We start from the raw sequence: 12,166 nt of genomic DNA, 5'->3' as shown, positions 1-12,166 counted from the left end.
CTCCGTCTTCAGCGGGACGGTTGCGATCACGCAGCGCCGCGTTGCCCGCCCTTTCGTCCCGGGCGGCTCCGCCCACTTCGGAGCAGCGGGGGAAATGGCCGGTTGGCGCTACGCCGCCGCCATCTCCGGCTCGATCGGGGCGTCGAGCAGGCGTCCGTCCCCCGGCGCGAAGTGAATCGTGACCGCCTCGCCGCGGGTCGGCGGCGGCGCGGCGGGATTGTTGAAGGCGTCGAGCAGCAGGCGGTTCGACCCGAACGAAACGCGCATGCGCACCACCGAGCCGAGGAAGTCGACATCTTCGACGCGACCCGACAGTCGGTTGGTCTGCTCGGGGGAGGGCCGGAGCGACAGGGCCTCGGGCCGCAGCGCCAGCGTCAGCTTCGCGCCTTGCGCGGCGGCGACCTCCGGCGTCTCGATCTCCTGGCCGTCGACGCGCATGCGGCCGGGACCGGACACCTCGCCCTCGAGCAGGCCGAGCGTTCCGATGAAGGAGGCGGCGAAGCGCGTGCGGGGCTGGTTGTAGATCTCGAACGGCGTGCCGACCTGTTCGGCCCGCCCCTCGTTCAGGACGACGATCCGGTCCGACATGGAGAGCGCCTCCTCCTGATCGTGCGTGACGAAGATCGCGGTGATGCCGAGCTTGCGCTGGAGATCGCGGATCTCTCCGCGCAGGGAAAGGCGGATCTTGGCGTCGAGCGCGGACAGCGGTTCGTCGAGCAGCAGAACCTGCGGCTTCACCGCAAGCGCGCGGGCCAGCGCGACGCGCTGCTGCTGGCCGCCCGACAGCTGGTAGGGATAGCGCGGGCCGAGATGGCCGAGCTTGATCAGCGACAGCATCTCCTCGACCCGGGCGGCGATCTCCGCCTTCGGGCGACCCGCGACCTTCAGGCCGAAGGCGACGTTGTCGGCGACCGTCATGTTGGGAAAGAGGGCATAGGCCTGGAACACCATGCCGATCTTGCGCGCGTTCGGCGCGAGATCCGTCACGTCGCGGCCATCGATCCGGATGCGTCCCTCCGTCGGCGTCTCGAAGCCGGCCACCATGCGCAGAAGCGTCGTCTTCCCGCAGCCGGAGGGACCGAGGAAGGTCACGAACTCGCCGCGCTCCACCGAGAGATCGAAATCGTGGACGACGGTCTGCGCGCCGAAGGTCTTCTTCAGGCCCTTCATCTCGAGAAAGCTCATGACGCAGGCCTCTTGAATTCGGACGGGATCATCGTTTCTGCCCCGGCGCCCGGCCGCCGAAGAGCTGCAGGAGCCCCATGCAGCCCCAGGTGATGGCGAAGGCGAGCACCGCGAGGGCGGCCGGCTCGTAGGCGCGGTTCGCGCCGACATTCTGCAGGTAGGGACCGAAGCCCGGCCGGTTCAGCAGGCTGGCGAAGACGAACTCGCCGATGACGATGGCGAAGGTCAGGAAGGCGCCGGACAGGACCGCCGCGCGCACGTTCGGCACGATCACGCTGAAGAGGATGGTGCGGCGCTTGGCCCCGAGGCTTTCGGCCGCCTCCGTCAGCGTGCGCACGTCGATGGCCGAGAGGCCGGTGTCCACCGCGCGGTACATGTAGGGCAGGGCCAGCGTGACGTAGCCGCAGACGAGGAGGACGTTGGTCCCCGCCGTGTTGCCGGTGAGGGGCAGCCAGGACGAGGAATTGTACATTCGCAGATAGCCGAAGACGATGACGATCGCCGGGATCACCAGCGGCAGGAGCGTCACGAACTCGACGAGCGGCCGGAGCTTGGGAAGCCGCAGCCGAACCCAGTAGGCGGTGGGCACCACGAGCAGCGCGCCCATCGCGATGGTCGCGAGCGCGGCGAGAACCGAGAAGGTGAAGGTCTCCTGGAACTTCGGGTCGCCGAAGACGGTCTCGTAGGCCTTGAAGCTGTAGACGCCGCGAACCATCCGCATCGAGAACTCGAACGTCGCCACCAGCGGAAGCAGGAAATAGACGAGAGCCAGGATCACCAGGAGCCAGGGGCCGAGCTTGGCGTTCTTCATCGCTGCCACCTCTCGGCGCGCGCGCGCAGCCAGATGTAGAGGCCGTTGGAGCAGCCGGTGATCACGATCATGCCGAAGGCGAGGGCATAGCCGAGATTGGGGTTGTGCAGGACGTCGCCGCGGATCTGCGCATAGAGGAGGATCGGCACGATGTTCAGCGAGGAGCCGGTCAGGGCGTAGGCGGTGGCGATCGCGCCGAAGGCATTGGCGAAGAGAAGGAGGAAGCAGCCGAGGAGGCTCGGGGCGAGCACCGGCAGGGCGACCATGCGCCAGTACTGCCAGCGCGTCGCGCCGAGGACGTTCGACGCCTCCGCCCATTCGCGCTTCAGTCCGTCGATCGCCGGCGCGATGATCAGCACCATCAGCGGGATCTGAAAGTAGAGATAGGTCAGCGTCAGGCCCCAGAAGGACAGGAGGTTGAAGCCGGACCGGTAGATGTTGACGCCGAAGACCTCCGACAGGATCGTCGTGACGAGGCCGAGGCGCCCCAGCGTCGCCAGGAAGGCGAAGGCGAGCGGCACGCCCGCGAAATTGGAGGCGACACCGGAAAAGGTCATCAGCGTCGGCCGGATCCACTCGGGAAGGCCGGCCTTCACCACGGCATAGGCGAGGAGGAAGCCGAAGACGGCACCGAGCGCCGCCGACGCGAAGGAGACCTGGATCGAGATCCAGTAGGCCGAGAGGATCGAGGGGGTGAAGAGCGCGACGACGTTGTCGAGCGTGAAGTCGCCGGCGGGATTCTGGAAGGCGCCGAGGACCAGATAGAGCGTCGGCGCGATCAGGAAGAGCGTCGCGAAGATCGCGAAGGGAAGAATGCCGAGGACGGCGAAGCTTTGCCGGGAGCGCGGACGGGGCGCCGCCGGCCCCGACGCGAGGGAGGACGCCTTGGGCGCCAGTGCGGAGGACGAGCCGATCCGACGGGGTGCTGCGTCTGCCTCGAGCGACATCGGGCGGGGCCTTGTCTGGCGTTGTCGGGCTGGGTCGGGCGTCGGCGGGCGGATGCGCTGCGACGACCGGTAAGCTTGGCGGGGCGACCTCTCGGCCGCCCCGCGCGAGATTTCGGCTTACTGGACGTTGGCGCCGACGACCTTGTCCCAGTCGGCCGTGATCTTGGCCTTCGAGGCGTTCTGCTCATCGAGGCTCGGGAAGACGGCCTTCTCGTAGGCCGAAGCCTCCGGCAGCTTGGCGAGGAGGTCGGCGGGGATCTTGCCGGCCTTCGACATGGCGTTGAAGCGGATCGGGTGGCAGTAACCCTTCAGCCAGCCGAGCTGTCCCTCGTCGGAATAGAGATATTCCATCCAGAGCTTGGCGGCGTTCGGATGCGGCGCATAGGCGCTGATCGCCTGGACGTAGACGCCGGCGACGACGCCGGTCTTCGGCACGACGACCTCGATCTCGGGATTGCCGGCGAGCGTGTCGCGGTCGGCGAGCGCGTTGTAGTCCCAGCGGATGAGGATCGGCGTCGCGCCTTGCGCCACCGAGGCGGCCTTGCCGATGACGGGCACGAAATTGCCGGCCTTGTTCAGCTCGCCGAAGAATTCGAGGCCGGCTTCCGCCGCCTTCGACGCGTCGCCGCCGGCGCGCGAGAGGCCCGCCGCGTAGACGCCCTGGATCGCCTGGTTCGCCGTGCGGGGATCGCCGGCGAGCGCGACGGAATTGGCGTAGTCGGGCTTCAGGAGATCGGCCCAGTCGGCGGGAATGTCCTTCACGATGTCCTTGTTCACCTCGAAGGCGAGAACGCCGTAGTAATCGCCGTACCAGTAGCCGTCCGCGTCCTTTGTCTCCGCGGGGATCTCGTCCCAGGTCGAGACCTTGTAGGGCTGGATCAGGCCTTCGGCCTTGGCGGTCGGGCCGAAGGAGAGGCCGACGTCGATGACGTCGGGCGCCTGCGGACCCTTGTTGTCCTTGTTGGCCTTGATCGCCTCGATCTCGTCGCCCGAGCCGGCATCGGGGTTCAGCTCGTTGACGGTGAGGCCGTACTTGGCCTTGAAGCCTTCGATCACCGCGCCGTAGCCGCACCAGTCGTGGGGCAGGGCGATGGTGGTGAGCTGGCCTTCGGCCTTGGCCGCCGCCACGAGCTCGTCCATGGAAAGCTTGGCGCCCTCCTGGGCCTGGGCAGCGCCGCTCGCGACCGCGAGCATGGAAAGGGCGGATACGGTCCGCTTCAGGCCCAACGTCATGACATGTTCTCCTCGGGTGTACGGGACCGGCACGGGAGGCGTTCAAAGCCCCTTTCCAGTGCCGATTGCGGGCGCATAGCAGGGACGTATGACAGACGGGTGTCGTCCAAAGTCAAGCGGCCCGCCGACTTCTCAACACGCGAATGCCGCAATGCCGACATCCCGTCGCCATTTCGCCGCGAGAACGGGCGGCTCCGGGCGGCGGACGCGTGCGAAGCCGGAGTTGACAGGCCGGGGGGTGGCCCCAACTAGACCCGGTGCCGCGGCATCGGGAGGACGTCGGCGCTACGCCCGCGACCGTCCTGCGGGCGCATCGGCCGCACCGGACGTCGAGCAACGCCATGAGCCAGTTCCACTACATCGAGCCGCCGCCGAACTGGACGGCGGAGGAAAGGCCGACGCTGCCGGGATCGCCGGCGACGCCCTATCACCGGCCCGCCATCCGCCTCGCCTATGCCGGCGTCTCGGTGCTCGTCGGAATCACCGGCGGCCTCGGCACGGCGCTGATCGCGGCGAACCTGCCGCAGATCCAGGGCCAGCTCGGCCTGACGCCGGTCGAGGGCGCGTGGCTGCAGGCGGCCTATGTCATGGTCAACGTCTCCTCGAACCTCATTCTGGTGAAGTTCCGCCAGCAGTTCGGCGTGCGGCGCTTCGCCGAACTCGGCATCGCGGCCTATGTCCTCGTCACCATCCTCCACGTGATGGCGAACGACTATTCGACGGCGCTGATCGCGCGCGCGGTCTCGGGCTTCGCCGCGGCTCCCCTGACCTCGCTCGGCCTCTACTACATGATGCAGGCCCTGCCGAAGCGGCATGTCGGAGCGGCGATCTGCGTCGGCTTCGCCTTCACGCAATTCGCCGTGCCGCTCGCCTGGATCCTCTCTCCGCCGCTGCTCGACATCGGCGACTGGCGGGGCCTCTATCTGTTCGAGCTGGGCATGGCGCTGCTCTCGATGGCGGCGATCGTCATCCTGAAGCTGCCGCCGGGCATGCGCATCCGCGTCTTCGAGCCGCTCGACATCGTCACCTTCCTCTTCTTCGCGCCGGCCATCGCGCTGGTCGCCGCCGTCCTGGCGGAAGGACGCACGGAATGGTGGCCGGACCAGCCCTGGATGGCCTGGGCGCTGATCTCGGCGCTCCTCCTCTTCCTCTGCGCCTTCTTCGTGGAGCATCACCGCGCGCGGCCGCTGATCCAGACGCGGTGGCTGGCGAGCGCGGAGATCCTGCGCTTTCTCTTCGGCGCGCTCGGGCTGCGCCTGCTCCTGTCCGAGCAGACCTATGCCGCCGCGGGGCTCCTGCGCACGCTCGGCATGGGGCCGGACCAGCTGCAGGGCTTCTATGCCGTGGTGCTTCTGGGGACGGTCGGCGGCGCGTTCCTGGCGGCCGCCCTGTTCCGGCCGGACCGTTTCATCTGGCTGCTCGTCGCCTCCGTCGCTTTGATCGTCGTCGCCGGCCTCATGGACCAGAACGCCACCAGTCTCACGCGGCCGAGCGACCTCTATGTCAGCCAGTTCATCATGGCTTTCGCGAGCGGCCTCTTCATCGGCCCGCTCGTGTTTCTGGGCATCGGCGTCGCGTTGAGCCGCGGCACCGACCATGTCATCACGCTCTTCGTCCTCTTCTCCATCACCCAGAGCGTCGGCGGGCTCGCCGGGCCGGCGCTCTTCGGCACGTTCCAGCAATATCGCGAGCAGGAATACTCGGCGCAGATCGTCGAAAGCGTGGATCCGACCGACCCCGTCGTCGCGCAGCGGCTGCAGGCGCAGAACCAGATCTATGCCCGCTTCATCACCGATCCCGTCCGCCGAAACGCGGCCGGGTTGCAACTCCTGTCGCAGACCGCGACGCGGGAGGCGAACGTTCGCTCGTTCAACGACGTTGTCGTCCTGAACACGCTCATGGCCGTCGTGCTTCTCGTCTGGTCGCTGATCCGCGCCGTCATCCGAACCCGCGCCGCGCGCCATGCGACGCGAACCGCCGCCAAGGGAGCGGGCTGACCCTCATGGACGATCTTCCCCGCGTGTTGGATGAGACCGAAGCCGATGCCCGAGCCGTCGATGCCGAGGCGGCCTCCGCGCGCCTCGCCGACGAAACGATGCCACTGGCGACGGACGCCCAGCCGCCGCGCGCCCGCGCGCCGGCAGAGGTTCCCACGACGCCGGCCGCCGCGCCGGTTCCGGCGGCGTCCACGTCCCCCGCTGATGCCGGTCCGCCGAAGAAGTTGAAGCCGAAGCTCCGGACCGTCGTCCTCATGCTTCTCGTCGCCATCCTCGGTGCGGGGATCGTTCTCTATGCGTGGCGCCTCGGTCCGTTCGCCAGCCCGATCGTCACGACCGAGAACAGCTATGTCCGCGGACAGATCACGGTGCTGGCGCCGCAGGTGAACGGCTACGTGACGGACGTGCTCGTGACCGATTTCCAACAGGTGAAGGCCGGCGATCCCCTCGTGAAGATCGACGACCGGATCTATCGCCAGCAACTCGACCAGGCCGAAGCCTCGCTCGACCAGGCGAGGGCGAACCTCTCGAACGCCGACCAGACCATCGCGCAGAACGAGGCGGAGATCGGCGCACGGAACGCCGATCTGTTCCAGGCCGAAGCGGTGCTGCAGGTGGCGCAGGCCGCGTCGGATCGCTCCGTCGAACTCGGCCGGCAGGGCCTTGCGCCGAAGTCGGAAACCGACCAGACGCGGTCGGCGCTGCGAACGGCCGAGGCCGGCATCGCGCGGGCGAACGCGGCCATCAACATCGCCGAACAGACGCGGCGATCGACGGAGGTCTCCAAGCGCGTGCTCGAGGCGGGGATCCGCACGGCGCAGGCGCAGGTCGACCTCGCCCAGATCAATCTCGACAACACGATCGTGCGCGCGCCCCGCGAGGGGCAGGTCAGCGAGGCATCCGTCCGGCCCGGCCAATACGTCTCCGCCGGCTCCCAGCTCCTGTTCCTCGTGCCCCGCGAGCTCTGGGTCACGGCGAACTACAAGGAGACGCAGACGAACCATCTCGTCACCGGTCAGCCCGCCGTCTTCGAGGTCGACGCGCTCGGCGGCGCCCGCTTCACCGGCAAGGTCGTCGACATCTCGCCCGCGACCGGGTCGGAATTCGCGGTGCTGAGGGCCGACAATGCCAGCGGCAACTTCACCAAGGTGGTCCAGCGCCTGCCGGTGCGGATCGCGATCGATCCGGATCAGCCGGGCATGGACCGGCTGCGGCCGGGCATGTCGGTGGTCTCGCATGTCGACGCGCGCTCGGCCGCGCCGGCCGCGACCGGATGGTGGACGGGCCTCGACCTGCCCGATCGGGTCCAGGACTGGCTCGGCCGGATCAGAGGCTGGTTCGCCGCCCGCTCCTGACGCGCCCCCCGATCAGAGCGGCGGCCTGATCAGGCCCATCTGCGTCGGCAGCCAGAGGCTGACGGCGGGGACGAAGGTGATGATCAGGAGCGCGACGAAGAGCGGCACCAGCCAGGGAATGATCGCCATCGTCGTGCGCTCGACCGAGAGCTTGGCGACCCGCGAGAGCACGAAGAGCACCATGCCGAGCGGAGGATGAAGCAGGCCGATCATCAGGTTCAGCGTGATGACGAGACCGAACTGCACGGGGTCGATGCCGAACTTCAGGACGATCGGCAACAGGATCGGCACGAGGATCGAGATCGCCGCGATCGTGTCGAGGAAGCATCCGACGATGAGGACGAGGATGTTCACGAGGATCAGGAAGACCCATTTGTTGTCGGTGATGGACAGGATGAAGTCCGACAGCGCCTGAGCCGCCTGGCTGACCGTCAGGAGCCACGCGAAGATCGAGGCCGCGGTGACGATGAACAGCACCGAGGCCGTCGTCTCGATCGTGTCGAAGCCGGCCTTGGCGAGGGACTTGAAGCTCATCGACCGGTAGCGCACGAGGCCGAGGAAGAGCGACCAGATGACGGCGGCCATGGCCGCTTCGGTCGGCGTGAACCAGCCGAGGGTCATGCCGCCGATGAGGATGACCGGCGTCATCAGCGCCATGACGGCGGCGAAGTCGAAGTACCAGTCGAGCGCGATGAGGGCGACGAGCGCGATGGATATCGCGATGTTGAGCGAAATCCCGAGCTCGACCATGAGATAGACCGAGAGCGGGAAGGCCATGACGACGAGGACCTCGACCGAGGCCGCCATCAGCTTGCGGATCTCGAAGGGCGCGTCTGAGCCCCAGCCGTATTTCCGCGCGAAGTAGGCGACGGTCAGCATCATCAGGACCGTCATGACGACGCCGGGCACGATGCCGGCCATGAACAGCGCGCCGATCGAGACGTTGGCCATCATGCCGTAGATGACGAAGGGGAGGGACGGCGGGAAGATCGGCCCGAGCGTCGCGGAGGCAGCCGTGACGCCGACCGCGGCCTCGACGGGATAGCCGTGGTCCTTCATCGCCTTGATCTCGATCGTGCCGATGCCGGCGGCGTCCGCGAGCGCGGTGCCGGACATGCCGGAGAAGATCACGGATCCGATGATGTTCACCTGGGCGAGACCGCCCTTCATCCAGCCGACGAGGGCGATGGCAAAGGTGTAGATGCGCCCCGTCACGCCCGCGATGTTCATGAGATTGCCGGCGAGGATGAAGAAGGGGACGGCGAGGAGCGGGAAGCTCTCGACGCCCGCGATCATGCGCTGGGCGACGATGATCTCGGGGGCGACGTTGTAGGCGGCGATGTAGAGGAGCGAGGCCACCGCCATGGAGACGGCGACCGGAATGCCGATCAGCATGAAGACGAGGAAGGAGCCGATGAGGATGGCCATGGTTATTCTCCGATGCCGTCGAAGTCGCCGGGACGTTCCAGCACCGAGTAGCCGCGTTTGAGGTTCTGGACGAAGACCTGGATCGAGCGCAGCGCCATCAGGGCGAAGGCGGCGAAGATCGCGTAGAAGACGACGTTGCGCGGCAGGTCCACCGTCACCATGCGCTCGCGCCGGACGATCCCGGCATAGCGCCAGAAGAGGTAGGCCGCGTAGAGGAAGAAGCCGATCCGCACGATGTCGACGAAGAGGGCGAGGACGCGCCCGGCCCGCGGCGGGATGTAGTGGTAGAGGACGTCGACATGGATGTGCCGGGACTGGCGCACGCACATGACCGAGCCGAGAAACACCACAACGACGAGGCCGTTGATCGCGATCTCCTCGGTCCAGGCGAGGCTGTTGTTGAGGACGTAGCGGGTGAAGAACTGCAGGAAGACGCAGACCGCCATCCCCCAGAACACGGCCTGCGTCACCCAATCCTCGACGGAATAGGGTTTCAGGCTGACCTCGGGCGCGGCGTCCTCGAAGGCATGCGCCAGTTCCTCGGCGCTCACGGGTGCGTGGGGCGTCTGCGACATCTCGTTCCTGTCTCCATGGCGCGTCGTCGGACCCGGCCGGCGAAATGGCGCGGCCGGGTCGATGCCGGGTGGCTGCAAGGCTCTTCACCTCGCGGGAGGGGCGAGCCGCCCTCCGGTCGCTCGGCGTTGCTTACTGGACGGCGCGGATCTCGTCGTAGTCCGCCTTCACGTAGCCGAGGCCCTCGAGCGGGGTCTTTTCGACGACGTTTTTCTCGAAGTCGGCCTTATCGACCTCGGTGACGGCGACGCCGCGATCCTTGAAGGTCTGGACGAGGCCGTTCTCGCGCTCGACGATGATCTTGGCGGTGCGGGCGGACGCCTCCTGCATGACCTCGGTGAAGGTCGCCTTGTCCGCGTCGGAGAGCTGGCCCCAGAGAGTGCCGGAGATCACGGTGTTGAGATGGTCGACGATGTGGCCGGTCAGCGCGATGTTCTTCTGGACCTCGTAGAACTTCTTCGCCTCGATCGTGGTCAGCGGGTTCTCCTGCGCCTCGACGGTGCCGTTCTGCAGCGCGAGATAGACCTCCGCGAAGGCGATCGGCGCGGTGTTGGCGCCGCAGGCGCGCGGCATGGCGAGATAGGCCGGCACGTCCGGCACGCGGATCTTCAGGCCCGCCATGTCGGCGCAGCTCGTGACCGGCTTGTTGGAGGTCACGTGGCGCGCGCCGTAATAGCTCACCGCCGCGATGTGGTGGCCGGAAGCTTCCTCGTAACCGGCGGCCAGACGCTTGAAGACGTCGGACTTGGCGTAGGCGATGAGATGGTCGGCGTTGCGGAAGATGTAGGGGTAGTAGGTGACGCCGATCGGCGGATATTCTCGCGCCTGGAAGCTCGAGCCGGAGATGATGATGTCGACCGTGCCGAGCGTCAGACCCTGGTTGAGGTCGGCTTCCTTGCCGAGCTGCGAGGCCGGGAAGACGTCGATCTTGTAGCGGCCTTCGGTGCGCTTGGCGATCTCCTCGGCGGCCCAGACGCTCTCGGTGTGGAACGGCTCCGACGTCTCGTAAACATGGGCCCACTTCAAGGTGGTCTGCGCGCTGGCGGGCAGGGCGCCGAGGGCGATGCTCGCGGCAAGGCCGAGGGCGGCGATCAAACGGGTCTTCATGGTGAGGGGTCCTCCCGGGGGTTCTCGTTGAAACGGACGCCTCCCAGCGCCCGCATGGGGTCGTCGGATCAGGCCGCGGGCGCCTCGGCGCTGCGGCCCTCGCCGAAGTTCAGGGAAAAGCGTCGCTGCGACTGCTGCAGGTGATGGTTCATCGCGGCCTTGGCCGCCTCGCCATCCTTGGCTGCGATCGCGTTGCGCACCGCTCGATGCTCCTCGAGCGCCTCGCCCCAGGTGTCGTTGTTCTCGAAATAGCTGGAGAGCCGCTCGAAATACGGATTGATGCGCTGGTCGAAGAGTTCGCCCACGAAGCGCACGAGAACGGCGTTGCCGAGAATGCCGACGATGGCGCAGTGAAACGCGCGGTCGGCCCCGATGGTCTCCTGCGAGACGTGGATTCCGCGTTCCATCCGGAGCAGCAGCGCGTCCAGCGTGTCGATGTCGGCCGGCGTTGCGAGGGAAGCCGCCTCCTGGACCAGCGCGCCCTCGATGAAGGCCCGCGCCCGCAGCAGTTCGAACGGCCCCTCGATCGCGTCCGATCCGAGCGCGCGGATCGGGCGCGGCGGGGCGACGAAGATGCCGGAACCGACGCGGATGCGGATGCGGCCTTCAACCTCCAGCGCGATCAGCGCCTCGCGAACGGTCGGCCGCGAGATGCCGAGCTTTTCCGCGAGGTCGCGTTCGGACGGCAGCCGATCGCCGACGGCGAATTCGCCGCCCTCGATCAGCGCCCGCAGCTGGTCGGCGACCTGCTGGTACAAGCGTCTGGGATGAATGGCCGTGATCGGCATCGCCCCGTTTCCCCCTCCCGATCCGCCAAATTTATTGGTCAGACCATTTGACCACGATCCTGTCCGAGGCGAAGGCCGGCGTCAAGCTGGGTTCCCACATCCATCTGCAAGGGCGCGGAAAAGCAAGCTCTGCATCATAGTTTCGGCCTGTGTTCCTGCGCCGGACATGGCCAAGCCGGTCCCGCCGCGCTCCGCCGGCCTGCACGAATCCCCGGGCCGCAGGACGACGAACCGAAGCCATCGCCCGGCAGCGGGACGAACAGCGCCGTGTCCGCCGCTCCGGACGTCAAAACTGTGGCCGCGCCGGCGACGGTCGTGGACGGCGTTCGGGAACGAAAGAACTTGCTGGAGGGTTGGCCACCCAACCTCATCAGTTTTCCCGGGAGAGCCTCGATGCAAACCTTCACCAAGTCCGCCATCGCCCTCGGCGCCGTCGTCATGCTGGCATCGGGCTGCACGACGACGGAGCGCACCGTGGGCGGCGCTCTCATCGGCGGTGCCGGTGGCGCCGTGGTGGGCGATGCCGTCGGCGGGACGGGCGGCGCCGTGGTCGGCGGGCTCGCCGGCGGGACGGCAGGCGCCCTCGTCGGCCGCAATTCCGGCCGCCGCTACTGACGCTTTCGTCGACCTGTTCTCCAATCCTTCTCTCCGGCGGAGCCGCCAATGGGTTTGAGCTCCGCCGCATTTGCATGACTGACGACGCTTTCGCTGCGCCCTATGCGGAAGTCGGGTAGCCTGCTAC

Annotated in this window: 11 protein-coding genes; 3 read left to right on the top strand and 8 right to left on the bottom strand. The window is 67.5% G+C overall.

Annotated features, from left to right (window positions below; translation table 11 throughout):
* Positions 1 to 108: 108 nt before the first annotated feature.
* From ASG43_RS02960 to ASG43_RS02945, 4 genes are all read right to left on the bottom strand, one after another.
* Complete coding sequence (locus tag ASG43_RS02960; protein ID WP_056499952.1) at positions 109 to 1,185, bottom strand: ABC transporter ATP-binding protein; 1,077 nt, start codon at positions 1,183 to 1,185, stop codon at positions 109 to 111.
* Between the two features lie 28 nt (positions 1,186 to 1,213).
* Positions 1,214 to 1,996, bottom strand: coding sequence for an ABC transporter permease (locus ASG43_RS02955; RefSeq protein ID WP_056499950.1), 783 nt, complete (start codon positions 1,994 to 1,996; stop codon positions 1,214 to 1,216).
* Positions 1,993 to 2,943 (bottom strand): ABC transporter permease subunit, encoded by a 951-nt coding sequence (locus ASG43_RS02950; RefSeq protein ID WP_082490555.1) that lies wholly within the window; start codon positions 2,941 to 2,943, stop codon positions 1,993 to 1,995. Before ASG43_RS02950 ends, ASG43_RS02955 begins: the two co-directional genes overlap by 4 nt.
* Before the next feature lie 117 nt (positions 2,944 to 3,060).
* Positions 3,061 to 4,137 carry an ABC transporter substrate-binding protein gene (locus ASG43_RS02945; RefSeq protein WP_244487974.1) on the bottom strand — a complete coding sequence of 359 codons (1,077 nt, stop codon included), beginning with the start codon at positions 4,135 to 4,137 and terminating at the stop codon, positions 3,061 to 3,063.
* 380 nt (positions 4,138 to 4,517) lie between these two features.
* Between ASG43_RS02945 and ASG43_RS02940 the strand changes: the two genes are divergently transcribed.
* The gene (locus ASG43_RS02940; RefSeq protein WP_056499946.1) at positions 4,518 to 6,173 is read left to right on the top strand and encodes an MFS transporter; all 1,656 of its coding nucleotides are present in this window, start codon (positions 4,518 to 4,520) and stop codon (positions 6,171 to 6,173) included.
* Between the two features lie 5 nt (positions 6,174 to 6,178).
* Entirely contained in the window at positions 6,179 to 7,528 is a 1,350-nt protein-coding gene (locus ASG43_RS02935; RefSeq protein ID WP_244487954.1) for an HlyD family secretion protein, read from the top strand.
* Between the two features lie 12 nt (positions 7,529 to 7,540).
* Here the strand turns inward: ASG43_RS02935 and ASG43_RS02930 are convergent, their stop codons facing one another.
* The 4 genes from ASG43_RS02930 to ASG43_RS02915 form a co-directional block, all read right to left on the bottom strand.
* Positions 7,541 to 8,956 (bottom strand): TRAP transporter large permease, encoded by a 1,416-nt coding sequence (locus ASG43_RS02930; RefSeq protein WP_056499945.1) that lies wholly within the window; start codon positions 8,954 to 8,956, stop codon positions 7,541 to 7,543.
* A 2-nt stretch (positions 8,957 to 8,958) separates the two neighbouring features.
* Positions 8,959 to 9,531 carry a TRAP transporter small permease gene (locus ASG43_RS02925; protein ID WP_056499942.1) on the bottom strand — a complete coding sequence of 191 codons (573 nt, stop codon included), beginning with the start codon at positions 9,529 to 9,531 and terminating at the stop codon, positions 8,959 to 8,961.
* Positions 9,532 to 9,661: 130 nt separating this feature from the next.
* Positions 9,662 to 10,636 carry a sialic acid TRAP transporter substrate-binding protein SiaP gene (locus ASG43_RS02920; protein WP_056499940.1) on the bottom strand — a complete coding sequence of 325 codons (975 nt, stop codon included), beginning with the start codon at positions 10,634 to 10,636 and terminating at the stop codon, positions 9,662 to 9,664.
* 68 nt (positions 10,637 to 10,704) lie between these two features.
* Positions 10,705 to 11,424 (bottom strand): FadR/GntR family transcriptional regulator, encoded by a 720-nt coding sequence (locus tag ASG43_RS02915; protein ID WP_056499938.1) that lies wholly within the window; start codon positions 11,422 to 11,424, stop codon positions 10,705 to 10,707.
* A gap of 393 nt (positions 11,425 to 11,817) precedes the next feature.
* On the opposite strand from ASG43_RS02915, the gene ASG43_RS02910 reads away from it, so the two are divergent.
* A complete protein-coding gene (locus ASG43_RS02910; RefSeq protein WP_056501029.1) occupies positions 11,818 to 12,039 on the top strand; it encodes a YMGG-like glycine zipper-containing protein in 222 nt (73 codons plus the stop codon).
* Positions 12,040 to 12,166 lie beyond the last annotated feature (127 nt).

It is taken from the genome of Aureimonas sp. Leaf454 (genome assembly GCF_001424685.1).
In the GTDB taxonomy this organism is placed as follows: Bacteria; Pseudomonadota; Alphaproteobacteria; order Rhizobiales; family Rhizobiaceae; genus Plantimonas.
This window is presented reverse-complemented; position numbering and strand designations above follow the sequence as displayed.